This is a genomic window from Streptomyces typhae, assembly GCF_009755605.1.
Lineage (GTDB): Bacteria > Actinomycetota > Actinomycetes > Streptomycetales > Streptomycetaceae > Streptomyces > Streptomyces typhae.
Genome location: NZ_WPNZ01000045.1, coordinates 1 through 19,224 on the forward strand (window position 1 = coordinate 1; position 19,224 = coordinate 19,224).

12 protein-coding genes and 1 pseudogene are annotated in these 19,224 nt (G+C 69.0%); 10 read left to right on the forward strand and 3 right to left on the reverse strand.

Going from position 1 to position 19,224, the window contains the following annotated elements; all coding sequences use genetic code 11:
- Positions 1–201: 201 nt before the first annotated feature.
- Positions 202–327 (forward strand): annotated as a pseudogene (locus GPA10_RS44250) (IS110 family transposase); the annotation flags it as partial.
- A gap of 589 nt (positions 328–916) precedes the next feature.
- Entirely contained in the window at positions 917–1,699 is a 783-nt protein-coding gene (locus GPA10_RS41230; RefSeq protein WP_343041899.1) for a transposase family protein, read from the forward strand.
- A gap of 78 nt (positions 1,700–1,777) precedes the next feature.
- Here GPA10_RS41230 and GPA10_RS41235 read toward each other — a convergent pair whose 3' ends face one another.
- Together GPA10_RS41235 and GPA10_RS41240 are read right to left on the reverse strand one after the other, a co-directional pair.
- Positions 1,778–4,477, reverse strand: coding sequence for a helix-turn-helix transcriptional regulator (locus GPA10_RS41235; protein ID WP_157169871.1), 2,700 nt, complete (start codon positions 4,475–4,477; stop codon positions 1,778–1,780).
- A gap of 475 nt (positions 4,478–4,952) precedes the next feature.
- Complete coding sequence (locus GPA10_RS41240) at positions 4,953–5,837, reverse strand: alpha/beta fold hydrolase (protein WP_157169872.1); 885 nt, start codon at positions 5,835–5,837, stop codon at positions 4,953–4,955.
- Positions 5,838–6,529: 692 nt separating this feature from the next.
- Between GPA10_RS41240 and GPA10_RS41245 the strand changes: the two genes are divergently transcribed.
- Both GPA10_RS41245 and GPA10_RS41250 read left to right on the forward strand, forming a co-directional pair.
- The gene (locus tag GPA10_RS41245) at positions 6,530–9,253 is read left to right on the forward strand and encodes an AAA family ATPase (RefSeq protein ID WP_157169873.1); all 2,724 of its coding nucleotides are present in this window, start codon (positions 6,530–6,532) and stop codon (positions 9,251–9,253) included.
- A 576-nt stretch (positions 9,254–9,829) separates the two neighbouring features.
- A complete protein-coding gene (locus tag GPA10_RS41250) occupies positions 9,830–10,423 on the forward strand; it encodes a hypothetical protein (protein WP_157169874.1) in 594 nt (197 codons plus the stop codon).
- A 1,316-nt stretch (positions 10,424–11,739) separates the two neighbouring features.
- Here GPA10_RS41250 and GPA10_RS41255 read toward each other — a convergent pair.
- The gene (locus GPA10_RS41255) at positions 11,740–12,453 is read right to left on the reverse strand and encodes a MarR family winged helix-turn-helix transcriptional regulator (protein WP_157169875.1); all 714 of its coding nucleotides are present in this window, start codon (positions 12,451–12,453) and stop codon (positions 11,740–11,742) included.
- 120 nt (positions 12,454–12,573) lie between these two features.
- Between GPA10_RS41255 and GPA10_RS41260 the strand changes: the two genes are divergently transcribed.
- The 6 genes from GPA10_RS41260 (at position 12,574) to GPA10_RS41285 (ending at position 18,885) form a co-directional block, all read left to right on the forward strand.
- On the forward strand, positions 12,574–13,545 hold the full coding sequence (locus GPA10_RS41260) for an aldo/keto reductase (protein ID WP_157169876.1): 972 nt from the start codon (positions 12,574–12,576) through the stop codon (positions 13,543–13,545).
- 77 nt (positions 13,546–13,622) lie between these two features.
- Positions 13,623–14,714 (forward strand): Gfo/Idh/MocA family protein, encoded by a 1,092-nt coding sequence (locus GPA10_RS41265; RefSeq protein WP_157169877.1) that lies wholly within the window; start codon positions 13,623–13,625, stop codon positions 14,712–14,714.
- A 194-nt stretch (positions 14,715–14,908) separates the two neighbouring features.
- Positions 14,909–16,024, forward strand: a complete 1,116-nt coding sequence (locus GPA10_RS41270) for an NAD(P)-dependent alcohol dehydrogenase (RefSeq protein WP_157169878.1) — start codon at positions 14,909–14,911, stop codon at positions 16,022–16,024.
- A 47-nt stretch (positions 16,025–16,071) separates the two neighbouring features.
- On the forward strand, positions 16,072–17,154 hold the full coding sequence (locus tag GPA10_RS41275) for an MBL fold metallo-hydrolase (protein WP_157169879.1): 1,083 nt from the start codon (positions 16,072–16,074) through the stop codon (positions 17,152–17,154).
- 51 nt (positions 17,155–17,205) lie between these two features.
- Positions 17,206–18,111, forward strand: a complete 906-nt coding sequence (locus GPA10_RS41280) for an NADP-dependent oxidoreductase (protein WP_157169880.1) — start codon at positions 17,206–17,208, stop codon at positions 18,109–18,111.
- A 51-nt stretch (positions 18,112–18,162) separates the two neighbouring features.
- Entirely contained in the window at positions 18,163–18,885 is a 723-nt protein-coding gene (locus GPA10_RS41285; RefSeq protein WP_157169881.1) for an alpha/beta fold hydrolase, read from the forward strand.
- Positions 18,886–19,224: the final 339 nt, after the last annotated feature.

Consider the following 19,224-nt stretch of genomic DNA (forward strand, 5'->3'; position numbering starts at 1 on the left):
TCGACCAGCTGGCCGCCCTGATCAAGACCCGGCTCAAAAAGATGCAGTACCGGCCCGGCCTCATCCGCGGCTACATCGACAAGACCGGACTCACACCCCCGTAACCCTCGCCATTAATGATCTCTAGGCGAACAGCAGGCCTTCTGACCGCTGTGACGCTCCAGTTCTCCTGCCCCGTGCGCGGTGGCGAGCACTTCGCGATCGAGGACCTACTACGACAAGAAGATCGCCCAGGGAAGGCACCACAGCCAGTCCCTCCTCTGCCTCGCGAGAGGGCGAGCCGACGTACGCTTCGCGATGCTCCGCGATGGCACCTTCTACGCCCCGGTCCGTCGTCACCCAGTCCGTGGCGGCGTTCTACAACGAGGCCCAGCTCGACGTCGTGCGCCTCCTGCACGGCCTCCTCCAGAAAGAGGGGGCTGAGGGGGGCGGGACGGGTGAGACGTTGCGTGCTTCGAACAGCGCATCACCCGCGCACTCAAGGCCCTCGTTGAGGCGTGCAAGCCCGTGACGCTCGGTACCTTGAGGTGCGAGCTGGAGGGCTGCCGACGTTCGGGCGGCAATCGCGCGCGGTTGACGACCGCGGCGCCTCGGTCAACGACCGCGGCGTGGACGAGGTGCTGTGGTGAGCAACGTCCCCGACGCGGTCTTGCCGCTACAGGCCCCATCCAGCGGCAGCACACCTGGGGCGCCGGTAGCCATCTAACCAGCTCGTGCACGGTAGGCGGTGAGACGTCGAACCTGGATGGTTGATCATGGCCGGGTGGTAGGGAACTCGACGCGTGCGGTGATCATCAGCAATCGGCGGATCACGGGCCTGACTGCCGGAGTGATCGCTCAACTCGTCAAGTAAATCGGCCCGTTGTGGCAGGAGCGTCACCAGGCGAGGCTCGCTGCTCGACCGCGGAAGCGGGCGGTGTGCGCCGGCGCGAAGCACCAGCTGGTGTTCGTCGACCGGTTCTTGGCCACGCTCGTCCATCTTCGTCATGGGGTCACCCATGACGTGCTGGCCTGCTGGTTCGGAGTGGACCGCTCCACCATTACCCGGGCCGTCGGTGAGGTGCGGCCCCTGCTCGCCGAGCGAGGCTGCACCGACAGCCCCGACGTGCGGCTGCGGTCTCTGGCCGAGGTCATCGACCATCTCGGCTCGAGCGGGACGACCGGCATCGTCGACGGTACCGAGATCCGGGTGCGCCGCCCGGCCGCCGGACGCAAGGACCGGGACAAGTTCATCTCCGGCAAGAACAAGCAGAACGCCGTCAAGTCCATGGTGGTCACGGACGGCGAAGGCCGCGTGCCGTGGTGCAGCCCAGCACGGCCCGCAAGCTGCGCGCACATCACCCAAGCCCGCCAGTTAGGGCTGGTCAAGCTCCTGGTCGACAGGCCCGCGGTGAATATCCTCGCCGATGCCGACTACCAGGGCCTGGGCGCCCAGACCGGGGGCCGGGTGGTGACACCACCGCACCGCAAGTTCAAGAAGGACGCCCCGGACTGGTACGAGGAGATGCACGAACGTCAGCGCAAGGCACACTCCTCACGCCGTATCCGGGTCGAGCACGGCATCGCCCATCTGAAGAACTGGCGGGCCCTGGCCCGCCACCTCGGCCGCCGCGAGCACATGAGCGACACCATCCAAGCGGTCGCCGGCCTGCTGTCTCACCAGCAGACCGTGGACCTGAAGCCGACACGGCAGACGTGAACCCAGGTCACACCGAAGCTCGCGACGTCTCACCGCCTACCGTGCACGAGCTCGTCAGCCGTCGCGACCGAGCCGGAATCATCTCCGTCCGGCGATGCCGGTGGCCGCCAAGTCGCGCCGTGAACAGAGCCCCAGCTTGGCGAACACGTTGGACAGGTGATGCCCGACGGTGCGGTCGCTGATCCGCAGACGGGCCCCGATCTCCCGGTTGGTCAGATCGCCGGCGGCAAGCTGGGCCACCCGGCGTTCCTGTGCCGTCAGCGTTGCCATGCCCGTGCCGGCGGCAGTGCCACGGCGTGCGGGCGCCATGATCAGACGCTGCTCACGCCGGGCCCGCTCGAGCATCGGGCGCGCTCCTAGTGCGTGGAACGTCTCGGCAGCGGCGTCGAGCTGCTGGCGGGCGTCTCGGCGCCGCCGCTGTCGCCGCAACCACTCGCCGTAGAGCAGACGGGCCCGTGCGTGATCGAACGGGCGCCGGGACGCACCGGGCACGTCCAGCGCCGCCCTGTAGGACCGTTCCGCGGCGGGTTCGTCCAGCAGTGCGCGTGCCAGGTGCGCTGCGAATCTCGCCCAGTGCGCGCCGGTGCGCCGTACCCAGGCGTCGAGCGCCTCGGCGCGGCGCTGGCCGATCTCCGGCCGCCGCGCGTGCACGGCGGCCTCGATCGTGTCCAGGCTTGCCAGCAGAGCGACGATCGGATGTGCTGCCTCGTGCCCGTGCTCGTCCAAGCGGGCGAGCAGGTCGAGTGCAGCATCGGCGCGACCGGCCGCCAGAGCGGCCATTCCACGGTTCCAGTGGGCCGAGGCGCTGACCGCACGGTCGCGGCGCGGCCCGGCCAGCTGCAGGGTTCGAACGGTCAGATGGTCGACGCTGCGGCCGTCACCGCGGGCGGCGGCGAGCCACCCGAGACAGTTCCGGCACTCCGCAGCGATGTGCTCGGCACCGATCCGCTCGGCCGACGCGAGCCCCTCGGCCGCGGCGTCCTCCGCAGCGCCCCACCGGCCCGCGGCGATGTCGAGTCGCGCGATCCGAGCCAGCGCCGCAGCAAGCGAGGTGCCATCGGCGTGACGGCGGTGCCTGCGGACAAGGGCGTGCACGGCATCGGCGAGTGGCTCGTCGAGGCCCCACACCAGTCCGAGCGGCGACGCCGGGAGCAGCTGCGACTCCACCCGGGAGATGTGCGCCATGACATCACCGAGTTCTGCCGACGAGGCTGCCCGTGCCGGGTCCGTCGCCGGCCCCCACCACGTCCGGACGATCGGGATGACCTCGGGCAGCCCAGGGGCCGTCAGCCCCGCGAGACGAGTGAGGGACTCACTGACGAGGTCGTCGCGGGCCGCGGACCATCCCGCGTGCAGGGCAGCGGCGCCGAGCTCCACTCTCATGCGCGGATCATCAAACGCGGCGATGTCGCGACTGATCGATCGGTGGGCTCGTTCCAGAGACCCGTCGGCGAGTTCGAGTACCCCGCGCAGCCCGCGGCTGGCGCGGGTGGCCAGGACCTCGTCGGTCAGGCTCCGGGCATCGGCCAGCAACCGACGCGCCATCGTGGCGTCGCCGCCGTGCCAGGCGGCCACGGCCGCGCCGGCGAGCCTGCGGGTCGCAGCGGCCGGGTCGGCGGACAGCTCGGCGGCCCGCCGCAGGATCGGTACCGCGTCGGCGCCCGAGGGCACCGTCTGCTCGAGCAGCCCGGCGATCTCCTCGTCGACGTCGTGAACGGTCGCGGCCCGGTGCCAGACATGCCCGCGACTGCCCGGGGGAAGCGCGGCGGCCAGGGTCCGGTGGGCGTTCCTGCGCTCAGACGGGGAGGCGCTCGCGTAGACAGCGGCCCGGACCACCTGATGCCGTAGCGCAGGCCGGTCGGGCGTCCCGGCGAGCAGACCCGACCAGGTCGTCTCCTCCCAGACCGGCTCCTCAGCGGCGCGGAAACGTGCTGACCGTGCGAGCGTGAGCTGATCACCGTCGGCACGAGCCGCGGCCATGAGCACGACGAACTCGCGTGCCCAAGTCGGCATGGTTTGCAGGCGCTCGGCGAAGGCCTTACGCAGCCGGGGCCCCACGGGCACCGTGCTGGCGGCAAGATCGCCGACTGGTACAGGCAGCTCGTGCAGTGCCAGCGGGTTGCCCCCACCTGCTTTCACCGCGCGGGTGACCTCGCGGCCGTCGAGGCCGGGGTGGGCGGCGGCGACCAGTTGGGCGGCGTGGTCGTCAGCGAGAGGCCTCACCGCGAGCGTATCGACCCCCTCCCACGATCCGCCGGCGGGCGCGTCGTGGCCGGCGACCAGGACCACCACCGGATCGGCCCCCACCCGCCGGGCGACGAATCCGAGCACGAACTCGGTCTCCGCGTCGAGTCGGTGTGCGTCGTCCACGACGATCAGGAGCGGGCGGTCGACTGCCAGCGCCGACAACAGGGACAGCACCGCCACGGCGGTGAGCGACCGGCCCGCTGCGCTGGCCTCGCCCGCGAGCACGCCTCGCAACGCTGACGCCTGAGACACCGGAAGAGTCGCGATCAGGTGCTCGACCGGCCGGAGCAACGTGTCCAGGCCGGCGAAGGGGGTCCCGGACTCGCACCGCGCGGGCTGTACCGCCAGCGGGGCGAAATCGGGAGACGCCGCGGTAAGGTGGTCGAGAAGTGCGGTCTTGCCGATGCCCGGCTCACCCCAGAGCACCAGGGCGCCACCGGTGCCACGGCGGGCTCGGTCGAGCACCTCGGTCACGGCAGCGATCTCTGCCTGTCGTCCGACGAGCGGAGCCGGAGCACCGGTTGCCGTCATCGCGTCCCCTCAGCCGTGACCAGCTTCCGGCCCCAGAGGTCCGTGCCGTACCGTCCGAGGCCGGCGGGATCGTCCGACGCCCCGACGAGGACGCCGACCCCGTGCACGAGCGCGATGTCGGTCAGCCCCGCTCGGATCCTGATGAGCGCATCCTCGGGCCCCTGCTGTGGCAGTGCCACCCCACCGAGCCGGGTCCCGTTCGGGGGTGCCGACCTATCCGTGAATGGTGTGAGCATGCTCAGCGGCCTGCCGCAGGTGCTTCTAGGCCCGCGCCCGCAGACCACGGGCCCGAGTACCTTGACCGATGGCCCCGCCGCCGCGGGTAGGGTCGGGCCCCGTTCGTCGATCGCCGACGACGAGCTTGCCCATCGAGCACGCCGAACTGCTGCCACGGGACGGGCAGCGTATGGACGAGACGCTCGCCGCGGGCGCACGCCGAAATCGGCGCCGCGGGGCGAGGCGCCGGTGGCCGTGGTCATGGCGACTCCTGCGAATCGGGGCGGACGCCCTTGGGGAGTGGGCCTCCCAGGAAGGCGAGCAGGGCGGCGTTGACCTCGTCGGCGTGAGTCCACAGCAGCCCGTGCGGGGCGCCGTCGATCTCCACGTACTGCGCGTTGGGCAGGGCCCGGCGGAAGCGGTGGGCCGTGACTTCGATGGGGAGGATCCGATCGGCGGTGCCGTGCAGGATCAGGGCCGGCGTGCCGCTGGCCCGGACGGCCTCGACGTCGGCGCGAAAGTCCTCGATCCACGAGGAGACGACGGCATGGGCTGCCACGGGGGCGCTGGAGATGGCGACGTTCCAGCTGGCTGTGACCGCTTCCTGGCCGATGCGGGTGCCCAGGTTCTCGTCGAGGTTGTAGAAGTTGGAGAAGAACTGCTCGTACCAGGCGTAGCGATCGCCCTTGGCCGCGGCCTCGATGCCGTCGAAGACGTCCTGGGGCACGCCCTCTGGGTTGTCGTCCCGAGCGACGAGGAAGGGCTCCAGGGAGGCCAGGAAGGCGAGCCTCGCGACCCGCTGGTGGCCGTATCGAGCGATGTAGCGGGCGAGTTCGCCGGTGCCCATCGAGAACCCGATGAGGACGACATCGCGCAGGTCCAGGGTCTCCAGCAGGGCATTCAGGTCGGCGGCGAAGGTGTCGTAGTCGTAGCCGGTGCCGACCTTCGACGAGTGGCCGAAGCCGCGGCGATCGTAGGTGATGACGCGGTAGCCGGCGGAGAGCAGTTCGCGCGTCTGGCGCTCCCAGCTGTGGCCGTTGAGCGGGTAGCCGTGGATGAGGACGACGGGCTGACCCGCGCCTTGGTCCTCGTAGTAGAGCTCGACCGGCGTGCTGTTCTCGTTCCCGATGGTTACGTGTCCCATGATCTGTTCTTTCCGAGGGTGTGTGCCTGCTATTGACCGACGAGCCGCCGTACCGCGATCGTTGTCGCCTCGGCGATGGTGGCGTTGCCGGCCGTGGACTCCGGGTCGGCCGGGTCGGCGTGGACGGCGAGACCAGCGTCGCGCGGTCCGGGGGCAGCACGATCCCGACGTCGTTGCGCTCGCCCTGTGCTCCGGTGCCGGTCCTGTCCCCGATCAGCCACCCGGCTGGCACGCCGGCCCGGAGTTGGCGGGGTCTCCAGGCGACGGCTGTTCCCTTCAGGTGTCGTCGACCGACGTGTCGTCGGCCCACATGTCTTCGGCGTGGTCAGGGGTGCGTGAGCCGGCGCCGGCGATCGGCCTCCGACAGCCCGCCCCACCGCCGTGCAGCTCCCGGTAGGCCAGGGCGTGGACGGCGACCCGCTCGCGCTGCTGCCGTAGCGGAAGGACTCCTCGTCGGCGGGGAAGAACACCTCGGTGCTGATCACGGTGGCCGCTCCCTTCCCGGTCGCTCTGCTGTCGGCTCCAGAGTCGCGGGGAAGGCGCCTGGTCCGCGTCGGTGGAAATCCCTTATCCCGTCACCGACCCTGGCGCGGGGGAGGTCGGCATCTTGACGGCCCGGTGCTGCCCGCGCGCTTCGCGTCGGTGACAATTACCGGATAGACGTCGTGTCGGCGCCAGGGGAGGACCAGGGGATGCTCGTGGGACGGCGCGCCGAGCAGGCGGCGCTCGAGCAGCTGCTGGCTCAGGCGCAGGGCGGCGACAGCGGGGTGTTGGTGGTGCGCGGGGAGGCCGGCATCGGCAAGTCCGCCCTCTTGCAGCACATGCGGGAAACCGCCGTGGCGATGGGATTCGGGGTTTACGACGCGGCCGGGGTGGAGGCCGAGGCAGAGTTCGCGTTCGCGGGCCTGCACCAGCTGTGCGCCCCGTTCCTGGCGCGGGCGGTCGAGCTGCCCGAGCCGCAGCAGACCGCGCTCGGGGTGGCGTTCGGGCTGCGCGAGGGTGCTGCGCCGGACCGGTTCCTGGCGGGGCTGGCGGTGTTGAGCCTGTTGGCCGAGAACGGGCCGTTGCTGTGTGTGGTCGATGATGCGCAGTGGCTCGATCAGGCGTCTGCGCAGGTTCTGGCTTTCGTGGCCCGGCGGGTGGGGGCCGAGCGGGTGGTGATGGTGTTTGCGCTGCGCGATCCCGGTGCGACCGACGTCGAGGCGTTCAGCGGGTTGCCGGAACTGCGCCTGGCGGGGCTGGGGGCCTCCGATGCCCAGACGCTGCTGGCCACCGCGGTCCGCGCACCGATGGACGATGTGGTGCGCGACCGGATCGTAGCCGAGGCGCGCGGCAACCCGCTGGCGTTGTTGGAGCTACCACGGGGTGCTCCGGCGGTGCAGTTCGCGGGCGGGTTCGAGCTGCCGGACGTGGTGAGCGTTCCGCGCCGGATCGAGGACGGTTTTCGGCGCCGCGCGAACAGCCTGCCTGCCGACGCGCGGATGCTGCTGGTGGTTGCCGCGGCCGAACCGACCGGGGATGCGGCGTTGCTGTGGCGCGCGGCCGCGGAGCTGGGGATCGCCCGCGAGGCGGCTGCGCCCGCGGAGGCCGCCGGGCTGCTGGAGTTCGACTTCCGTGTGCGGTTCCGGCACCCGCTGGTGCGCTCGGCGGTCTACCGGGCGGCCACACCGACCGATCGGCGCCGGGCGCACGGCGGGCTGGCCGCCGTCACCGACCAGCAGGTCGATCCGGACCGGCGTGCCTGGCACCGCGCGCAGGCGGTGGTGGGCACTGATGAGGACGCCGCCGCGGAGCTGGAGCGTTCGGCCGTACGGGCCCGCGCCCGCGGCGGGTTGGCCGCCGCAGCGGCGTTCCTGAAGCGTGCGGCCGAGCTGACCCCTAGGCCGGCCGTCCGGGCGGAACGGGCCCTGGAAGCTGCACACGCCAAGCACGAGGCCGGTGCGTCCGAAGCCCTGGAGCTGCTGACAGTCGCCGCGGCCGGGCCGTTGGACGCCGTGGCGCAGGCCCGCCTAGAGCTGCTGCATGCTCGGATCGCCTTCCACGGGGCAAGAGGCGGCGAGGGGCCGCGGATGCTGCTGGACGCCGCCAAGAGCCTCGCCCCGCTGGACCCGGCGCTGTCCCGGGAGACCTACCTCGAAGCGCTCGATGCGGCAATCGTTACTGGCGACCGCGGACCTGGCGGCGTGCGTGCGGTAGCCGACGCAGCCCGGGCCGCGCCCGCACCACCCCAGTCGCCGAGGCCGGTGGATCTGTTGCTCGACGGGCTGGTGACGACGTTCACGCAGGGCTACGCGACAGGAGTGCCCGGACTGCGGCGGGCGTTGGACGCCTTCAATCCTCACGAGCGGGACGATCATGCCGTGAACGACGGCGACGACCGCCGCTGGCTGTGGCTGGCCGGCCGGACCGCGATGTCGGTCTTTGACGACCAGATGGTGCACGCCCTGGCCGCTCGTCATGTCCGGCTGGTCAGGGAAGCAGGCGCGCTGGCCACGCTCCCGGCAGCACTGCTCGTCCAGTCCGTCATGCTGGTGCTCTCTGGTGACCTCTCCCGGGCCGCCGAGCAGACCGCGATCGCGGCCGCGACCAGAACTGTGCCCGTGCTCCACGGCCAGCTCATCCTGGCTGCCTGGCGCGGCCGCTCGGACGAGACCACCGAGGTCCACGCGACCATGGTCCGGGAAGCGGCTGGACGTGGGGGCCGAACTGAGGACTTCCTGGCGCAGTACGCCATGGCGGTGCTGCACAACGGTCTGGGCGACTACCCAGCGGCTCTGGTCGCTGCGACGCGGGCTTTCGAGTCCGACGAGCTGACCCACAGCAACCTGGCCCACTCCGAGCTCATTGAAGCGGCATGCCGTAGCGGCCAGCCGGAGCGTGCGACCGCTGCGCTGGACCAGCTCAGCTCACGGGCGCTGGCCAGCGGCACCCCGTGGGGGCTCGGGCTGGCAGCGCGCTCATGGGCATTGGTCAGCACCGGCGCGGCCGCCGAGGAGTACTACCGCGAGGCGATCGAGCAGCTACGAAACTGCCGAGTGGCCACCCAGCTGGCCCGGACTCATCTCGTCTATGGCGAGTGGCTACGCCGCGAGGGCCGCCGCCAAGGCGCCCGCCAGCAGCTCCGCACCGCCCACCAGATGCTGTCGGACATGGGTGCGCAAGCGTTCGCCGCACGCGCCGCCCGCGAGCTGCGCGCCACCGGCGAGCACCCACGCAGCCGGTCCACCCAGCCCTCGGACGCGCTCACCGCACAGGAGCGGACGATCGCCCGACTGGTAGCTACCGGGGCGACCTCCCGGGAGGTCGGCGCACAGCTGTTCTTGAGCCCGCGCACCATTGAGGCCCACCTCCGCAGCATCTTCCGCAAGCTGAGCATCACCTCCCGGCGACAGCTGCGGGACCTGCGGCTTCCTTGACGGGCTGGCAGCGTGCGTGCCCTGTCGCGGTACAGCGAATGCCGCCCGGAAGGCCAGCGAGCTGCGCCCTTTGGAGCTCGTAAACAGGATCAAGAGCGCGCTGTCTTGAGGCGACGCCTGCACTTGCGGTTGCTGATCAGCCGGATGTCCTCTTCCGTAAGGGCACCGCCGACAGCGGTCCTGACGGCTTCGAGGCGCGTCGTGCGGTCCTGGTCGGCCAGGAGCCGAGCCAACTCGGCTTCGTCGCCAAACAACCAGCCGCAGGCTGCTTCCGGGGAGGTCCAGCTCGACGCAGCCCTGGAGGAAGCTGATGACCTTCCAGATGTTCTCGTGGACATCACTGGTGTCAACGAGCGCCTTGACGATCTGAGGGGCCTCGGTGCCGGGAATCGCCTCCATGGCCGCTGTCCTCGCAGCCTTGGTCATGTCCTTCTTCCACAGTTTGATCCTGGGCCAGAGGACGCCGTCATTGTTGATGAGGGTGACATGGCACAACGTGGCCACCTGCGGCCGGTCGCCGAGGAGGAATTCGTTGGTCAGACGCCCCCTGCGCGTGTCGTAGAAGTAAGGAAATCCGTGGCCGCGTATCTCAGGATCCGAGAAGTCCTGCAGTGCGACGTTGAACTCCGTGGTTGGCGGCCCGATGCGGAGACGCCGAACGACGGGTGGAGCGGGCTCGGCCGTCTGGTTCCTCCAGTCCGGTGGGGCGGCTGGCAGGGGCGCTATGTCGCCTTCGACCACGAGAGGCTGAACATCTTCGCGCTGGAGCCTGGTGAGCATGGATTCGAGTCGCTGCCAGATCGCGTCGGTGACCGCTTTTGTGAAGACGGGCAGCAGAACTCGATTCACGGTGAGGACAGCCTCGTACGTATCGACCGTCCATCCGTCACCGAGCATGGGGTGGTAAATGCCGCCGTCACAGCGCAGCGTGAGGACGGCCGGGCGGAGCAGGTCGCGGGCGACCTCCTCGCCTTCGCGGTCGAGGAGGCTGTAGGTATGCCCGAGAACGAGGTCGAGTTTGCCGGTGTCGTCGTTGGCGAGCGGCAGCGGGCCAGTGGCCGGCGTGGGGGAACGGTGTGTAGATCGGCCGACCCGAAAGAAACTCGAAGGCGCGGAAGGTCCAGCCGTCCGGCCCGAGGAGGCGGTTCAGCTCCTCGACTCGTCGGATGACTGGTCGACGTCGGGCTGTACCTCTGGATGAACGAGCCTTGTCAGGACGGCGAGAAGCACCTCATCAGGACCATTCCCACGCGCCGTCGTGACCCGGAAGTCCATCGACGCCAGACCGTCCAGGTCGTACAGGCCCTCCAGGAAGTCAATCTCGTCGAGCCGTCCCCGCCAGGGGCCGCCCCTCGCCGCGTAGGTAGTCAAAGATGTCGCGTCGCGTCACCACCGTGATTCTCGGCGTGCTACGCGGAGCCAGCGAGGGTTCGGACTGGGTGATGCACCCAGGATGGACGTACGCTGGCTCACCAGGCGGAATGTTGGGGACTCTTGGGTCTCGTGGCCTCTGCAGGCGACGTCGTCATCCAGGGCTCTAACGTGACGGGGTCGGTCCGCCGCGCCAAGCCCTCGCAGTCCTTGGGGACGCTGAAGGCGAAGACGCCACCGTGTCCGTGAGCCCAGATAGAGATACGCTCCGGGCCGAGGGACCTTCGTCACCGCGCGGCTGACGCTCGCCCGAACCAGCGTGCGGCACGCCACGCTGATCTGGCTGGCCTGCGGGGCGACATGCCAGGAGCGGGCACTGATCCTGGCCTCGCCGCACCCGTCGCCCCCGCCCAAGCTGGGACGCAGCCAACAGGTGCGGCGTCCCACCCTCTGCCGGTGAATCGGTGGCGTGAGGTGGTTGGCCCCGGACAGTGGTCGGCGTTCGGACGCGCCACTACCACCGATGGTCCCCGCCGAGCTCCAGCGCAAGCAACCCACCCACCAACACCGGGGGCTTTTCTCACTGAAGAGCCAACCATTCCCCCACCGCTGCAGGCGACCTGACCAGCATCCCAGCACATCTGACGCCTCATCAGAACGAGCGTCAAATGAGAGTCACGAGCGTCATTGCAGCGTCAAGATAGCGCTCGTAACGCCCACACCGCATATAATGCGCACCTGCAAAACCGCAGTTCAGAAGCCCTTTGCCGTCGGCTCAAGAATCGCCACGCACTCGAAGCGCTGCGTCATTGGAAACATGTGAATCAGAAGTATGTGCAAGAAAGTCACAGGTCAGCGCCACACCGACAGTAGTTCGGGCCGGGTTCGATGTGCGTTACGGGAACTACGTGCGATCTCTTGACGCAGACACGCCCCGTGCCGAGCCGCCCTCGCCGCATTCCGGATCACACCCGCTTTGGATATGCAAGTTCATCTCCGGCAAGAACAAGCAGAACGCCGTCAAGTCGACGGTCGTCACGGACGGCGAGGGCAGCGTGCTGTGGTGCAGCCCGGCACGGCCCGCAAGCTGCGCGGACCTCACTCACACTCGCCAGTCAGGGCTGGTCGGGCTCCTGGCCGGCGGGCCCGCTGGGAGTCACGATCAAGGTGTCGGCCGGAGGCTGTGAAGCCGGATGAACAGCGGGTGACTGGCCGTCCCCCGGAGGCGAAGCCGCAGAGCTCGCGTCGGATTGTTCGCGCTTGATGGCCGCATCCACCGCCGCACCGATGCGGCGCAGTGCCGCCAGCTCCTGAGGACCGAGATCATCGATCAGGTACTCGCGGACTGCGGTGACGTGTCCCGGCGCCGCCGCTACCACTACGTCGTAACCGGCCTCGGTCAGCGTCGCGGTGGTGCGCCTTCCGGAACCTGGGATCCGCTTCCGTGCGAGCAGTTCGCGCTTCTCGAGCCGACCGACGACATGGGACAGCCTCGACAGTGACGCAGCCGTTCGCGCGGCCAGGGCGCTCATCTGCATGGTGCGGTCCGGCTGCTCGGAGAGGACCGAGAGCACCATGTACTCGAAGAAGGTCAGCTGAGCCTCGCGCTGCATGCGCGCATCGAGCGCGGCCGGCAGGCTGATCATGATCGCGGAGTTGGCCAGCCACGCCGCCAGCTCGTCGCCGTTCAGCCATCGCGTCTCGGCAACCGGATCGGTGGACTCCCCCGGGTCGGAGCCTTCGTCGGCCCGAGCCGTCGCCTCGGATGTCGGCCCGCTCCGTGGTCGCCGACGGCGCCGGCCGTTCGTGTCGTCTGCCGTGCTTGCCATGAGGACACCCTAGACCCTCTTGTTGACGCGTCAAGTTCGAAGGAGTAGAACTTGACGCGTCAAGTTCACTCTGCGGTGCTGAGGCCCGCCCCACACCGCCCCACACGGAATGGACAACAGATGCAGTCCACGTCGCTCGGCAGGCTCAATGTCCCGCGCATCGGCCTGGGTGTCATGGGGATGTCGGCGTACTACACCGGCGCCGGACGGGACGAAACCGAGTCGATCCGCACCGTTCGTCGCGCCGTCGACCTCGGTGTCACCCATCTGGACACCGCCGAGGTGTACGGCCCCTACGTCAACGAGGAACTGCTGGGTCGCGCGATCAAGGATCGCCGGGACGAAGTCGTCCTCGCCACCAAGTTCGGCCTCGTCTCGCACGCCGGCCGGCCGGGTCCGGACAGCACCCCCGCCAACATCCGCACGGCTGTCGACGGCTCACTGCGGCGACTCGGAACCGACCGCATCGACCTCTACTACCAGCACCGGGTCGACCCCAACACTCCCATCGAGGAGACGGTGGGGGCGCTGAGCGAGCTGGTGGAGGCGGGCAAGGTCCTCCACATCGGACTGTCGGAGGCGGCAGCGGCGACTGTCCGCCGGGCCCATGCGGTCCACCCCGTGGCCGCTGTCCAGAGCGAGTACTCGCTGTGGACGCGGGACCCGGAGGCCGAGGTGCTGCCCACGCTGCGTGAGCTCGGCATCGGACTGGTTCCCTACGCACCGCTGGGACACGGCTTTCTCACCGGTGACATCCGCACCCTGGACGGCCTGGACGCCGCCGACTGGCGTCGCTCCAATCCCCGGTTCACCGGCGACAACCTCACGCGCAACCTGCGCATCGTCGACCAGGTCCGCGAGGTCGCCGACGAGGTCGGGGCCACTCCCGCGCAGGTCGCTCTGGCCTGGCTGATCGCGCAAGGAGACGGGATCGCGCCCATTCCGGGGACGAAAAGCGTCGACCGCCTCAAGGAGAACAGCGCCGCCGACGGCATCCGACTCACCCCGGGCCAGATCGCCCGTCTGAACAACCTCACACCGGCGTCCGGCGAACGCCATGCCGAGCCCGACATGGCCGCCGTCGACCAGTGAGAGAAGCGCGAACGCGCCGATTCGCCCCGCGCACCACACCACGTCTTGCTTCAGCGAAAGAGATGGAACAGCACATCATGTCAAGCAATCTCATTCGGGTCGGCATCATCGGCGCGGACACGAAGGCGAGCTGGGCGGGCGCCTCGCACATACCCGCGCTGGCGGCACAGCCCGACTTCCACCTGGCCGGTGTGGCGACGCGGCACGAGGAGAGCGCGCGCGGCGCTGCCGAGGCGTTCGGCGCCGAGCGTTGGTTCGCGGACCCCTACGCGCTCATCGGTGACCCTTCGATCGACCTCGTCACCGTCGCGGTGAAGGTCCCGGCTCACCGCGAGCTCGTCCTGGCGGCCCTCGCGGCGAACAAGGCCGTGTACGCAGAGTCGCCGCTGGGCTCGACCGTCGCGCAGACGGAAGAGATGGCTGACGCGGCCGGCTCACTGCACACCGCGATCGGCCTGCAGGGCCGACTCAACCCCTCGGTACGCCGCGCGGCGGAGATCATCGCCGAGGGCCGGCTCGGGCGGCTGCTCTCGGCGCGAGTCGCCGCGACGACCTTCGGCAACGGCCCGGAGTCGGTAAGCGCGTACGAGTACTTCGACAAGGCAACGTCCGGAGCCGGCTTCCTCACCATCGCCGCGGGCCACGTCCTGGATGTAGTCGAAGCCATTCTCGGAGACATCACCGAGATCGACGCTCGCACCGAACTCCTCTGGCCCCAGGTGAAGTTGGTCGACACCGGCGCGATATCCGTCCGCGAGGTCCCGGATCACCTCGACGCCATCGCCAAGACCTCCTCGGGGGCCCCGGTCGGGGTGCAGATCCTGGCGGGCGTGCCCGCCTCCGACGCCCACTTCAGTCTGGAGGTACGCGGATCGGAGGGCTGGCTGAAGCTGACGGGCGACCACCCCGCGGGCGTTCAGGTCGGCGACCTCACCCTCTCGTCGAGCGTCGACTTCACCGCGCCCGAGCGCCCGGTCGCCACCGGCGTGGGACCGACCGCCGCCGACATCTGGACGGGCGCTTCCATCAACGTCGGCGAGGTCTACGCCAGCCTGGCCCGCGACATCACGAACGGCACCCACCACACCCCGGGATTCCAGCACGCCGCCCACAACAGCCGTCTCATCGCCCGAGTCGAACAAGCCGCCCGGACCGGCGTCCGGCACTGACGCCACCGCACCTCGCGGCACCGTGCCGCACTGCCGTGACGGATACGGCGACCGATCCGCGGGCACGGGCGGCCGACATAGGTTCGGACCCGCTGAAGGGCTCCTGAGGCCCACCCCCCTATCAGGGAGTCGTTGATGATTTCAGTCCCTCATCACCATGGCCCTCGCGGCGCTTCGCGGCAGGCTCACGGCGTATGACCACCTCCGCGCGCGCCGCTGTTCTCGAGGCGCTGGACGGGCCCTTCGAATTCCGCGACATCGAGATCGAGGACCCGCGGCCCGACGAGGTACTTGTTCGCATGGTCGCGACCGGAATATGCGCGACCGACGCTCACGTGCGAGCACAGCGAATGGCGACGCCGCTGCCGGTGGTGCTGGGGCACGAGGGAGGAGGAGTCGTCGAACGCGTGGGGGCCGCTGTCACCACCGTCGAGCCCGGTGACCACGTCGTCCTCTCCTACCACTCGTGCGGCCGCTGCAAGCCGTGCATGTCCTCGCACGCGGCCTACTGCGACAACGTCTGGGCGGCCAACTTCGCAGGTGCCCGCCTGGACGGCTCGAACGGTCTCCACGTCGCCCGCGGTGCTGAGCCGCACGGACACTTCTTCGGCCAGTCCTCGTTCGCCACCCACGCCCTGACGCACCAACGGAACACGATCAAGGTCCCCCGCGATCTGCCCCTCGACGTCATGGCTCCGCTGGGGTGCGGGCTGCAGACAGGCGCGGGGGCCGTACTCAAGGCCCTCACCGTGCCGGCGGGAGCGTCCTTCGCGGTCTTCGGCGTGGGAGCGGTGGGCCTGGCGGCGGTCATGGCGGCACATGTCGCGGGTGCCACCACCATCGTCGCCGTCGACGTCGACGCCGGCCGCCTCGATCTGGCCCGCGATCTCGGAGCGACGCACCTCGTGGACCCCGGCCGGGTCGAGGATCTGACCGGCGCGCTCCGCGCCGTCGACGAACGCGGTCTGGAGTACGTCCTCGACACGAGCGGCCGCGCGGAGAACCTCGACGCCGGGGTCGGCGCCCTGGCACCGATGGGCCGATTCGGCTTCGTGGCGTTCCACGAAGGAGCAGGCGCCGTGCTCGACGCTGGCCGGCTCACGCTCGGCCAGTCGCTTCAGGGCATCATCCAGGGCGACGCCGTCTCGTCGCTCCTGATCAACGACCTTGCCCAGCTCTATCGAGCGGGCCGGTTCCCCATCGACCGACTGCTGTCCTTCTACGACTTCGCCGATATCAACACCGCGTTCGAGGATGCGGGCTCAGGCCGCGTCACCAAGGCAGTCCTTCGATTCACGGCACCGGGATAGACCACCCGTTCGACAGCTTCCCATGAACACAGAAAGGCGTCCCGCCTATGTGCCAGAGCAGTCAGATACCCATCAGCGTCGAAGAAACCCCGAGCTTCTACGGGATCGACCACTATGGATTCCCCCGCGCGGGGGCGGACGACCCGTTGGACCCCGAAGGCTATTACCCCCCGTATTTCCAGAGCGAGCACTTCCAGAAGTACGGCTACCACGTGGAAGAACTGCGCGGCGGCTTCTACTGGGTCACCAGTGCCGGCTACGACGCCGCATTCGTGGTGACCGAGGAGGGCGTGGTCGCGATCGACGCACCCCCGACGCTGGGCGAGAACATGCTGGCGGCGATCGAGGACGTCACCGACCGACCGGTGACCCACGTCATCTACAGCCACTGGCACGCCGATCACATCGGCGCGGCCTCCGTGTTCGGCCCCGACGTCGAGATCGTCGCCCACCGCATCACCAAGGAACTCCTGGAGCGCTTCCCCGACCCGAAGCGCCCCCTGCCGACGAGGACGTTCGACGACGAACTCGTCCTCGAAGTGGGCGGCGTGAGCCTGCAGCTCTCCTACAGGGGAGAGAACCACTGCCCCGGCAACATCTTCATCTACGCACCGCAGCAGAAGGTGCTCACGGCCGTCGACATCGTCAGTCCGGGAAGCGTCACGTTCATGCACTGCGACGCCTCGCAGAACATCTCCGGCTGGTACGAAGCCCAGTCCCAGATCCTCGAATACGACTTCGACTACTTCGTCGGCGGGCACCACATGCGTTACGGCACCTACGAGCAGGTGAAGCTGTGCGTGGAGTACTTCACCGACGTGCTCGAGGGGGCGACTGCGGCGGTCGAGCGGTTCAGCCGCTCGGATGCGCTCGCCGACATCGTGACCGGCACCGGCTGGAACAGGATCTTCGTCGGTACCGAGAACTGGATCAGCTCCATGGCGAACTACACCACCCGCCACGTCCTCGAGAAGGAGACGAGCGACGGCCGGCTCTGGTGGGAACGGCTGGCAGGAGCCACCACCCAGACCAAGTACCACGCGTACACCGTGCTGGAATCGATCCGCCTCGAACGGCCCCGGCCCGACTACCGCCTGCGGGGCGAGAATCCTCCGGTCTTCCTGACCTGACACCGTTCTGAACGGTGCGAGCAAATGACCCTCGTAACGAGAAGGATCATCATGAAAGCCGCCGTCATCACCTCGTTCGGCGAACCCTCCGTGTTGCGGGTTGCCGATGCTCCGCGACCGGTGCCGGGTCCGGGTCAGGCACTGGTGCGGGTTCACGCCGCCGGGGTGAACCCGGCGGAGATCCAGGCACGCGCCGGAGCGTTCGGCCTACGTGCTCCCGCCATCATCGGATTCGAGTTCGCCGGCGTCGTCGAGGGGGTCGGCCCGGGCGTCGACGAGGGCGTGGTCGGCGACCGCGTCGCCGGGTGGCCGGACTCCGCCACCCAGGGCTCCTACGCCGAGTACACGGTCAGCAGCAACTTCGCGACGATCCCCCACGGCGTTTCCTTCGAGGAGGCCGCGGCTACTGTCATCGGCGCCGACAACGCGGCGAGGGCTCTAGGGCTTCTGAACATTCGCCCCGGTGAAACGCTCGTGGTCACCGGCGCGAGCGGTGCTCTGGGCGGCGCCGCCGTGCAGTTCGCGCGACAGCGGGGTGTGACGGTGATCGGCGTCGCCGGGACTGCCAACGCCGACTTCGTCAAGAGTCTCGGAGCGACCCCTGTCGCCCACGGCCCAAGCCTGGTCGATCGCATCCGTGCCGCCACTCCGGGCGGGGTCGACGCCGCGCTCGACACCGTCGGCAAGGGGCTCCTTCCCGCCCTCGTCGATCTTCTCGGTGGCCCCGACCGGATCGTGACGCTCGCCGACCGCGATGCCGCACAACACGGCGTCGCATTCAGCCCCGGGGGCAGCGGGAACCGCGACCGCGGCCCTGTCCAGGAAGCCCTGAATCTGATCGCCGCCGGCGCCTGGACCGCACGCATCGGCCGGAGCTTCCCGCTCGACGAGGCCGCGGACGCTCATCGCCTCGTCGCCACGGGCCACACCCACGGCAAAGTCATCCTCCTTCCCTGACTCGGCCGACCGGCCATGCAACCACGACAACAATCCATTGGAGAATCCGAAATGCCTGCAGTCCTCGTCCACGGTGTACCTGACACCCACCGGATTTGGGACACCGTACGTTCCCATCTTCAACGCGAAGATATTGTGACGATCGATCTCCCCGGGTTCGGCGTACCCCTACCAGCGGGATTCACGTCGACGAAAGAAGAGTATCTTGATTGGCTTATTAAGAAGATCGAAGAAATCGGCGAACCCGTCGACCTGGTCGGTCATGATTGGGGGTCTCTGCTCACGGGCCGTCTCGCGTCTGTCCGACCAGATCTGGTGCGGACATGGACAGGCATCAGCGGACCAATCGATCCGGAGTATCCGTGGCACTATCTTGCCAAGATCTGGCAAACGCCAGGCGAGGGCGAGCAATGGATGGCGGACCTCGACCTTGAGGCGTTCGCAACAAGCCTCAACGAGGCGCAGATGCCGCGCGACGCGGCAGACGAAGCGGTCCGGCATATCGATGTCACTATGAGGGCAAGCATTCTCACCCTTTACCGTTCGGCGATCGAGGTCGGGGCGGAGTGGAAGCCAGGTCTGAGCAAGGTGACCGCACCAGCGCTAGTGATCTGGGGCCTGGACGATCCGTTTCTTCCTCACCGCTTCGCCGACGAGCTCGGTAATGCCACCCGCGCACGTGCCGTCTTCAAGCTGCGCAGCTCGCACTGGCCGATGATAGAGCGTCCGGCCGATGTCGCGCGCGAACTCGAGGCCCACTGGGCTCACGTGTAAAACCTGCGCTTGGGTCACTCGGGCTCAAACCCCGCTGCCGCTACGCGAACGATAATAATTGCTCGCTCGCCATGGTGAGCCCGAGTGCCCACGCATTTGTCCGGAAACGAATCATCGTGACGCAGCTCGGAGAGCGTTGCCGGGGCTGCACACGACAGGAGCATCCTCATGACGAATTCAGCAAATACCCGGATCGGCGTCGGCCTTATCGGGGCTAGAGATCATTAATGGCGAGGGTTACGGGGGTGTGAGTCCGGTCTTGTCGATGTAGCCGCGGATGAGGCCGGGCCGGTACTGCATCTTTTTGAGCCGGGTCTTGATCAGGGCGGCCAGCTGGTC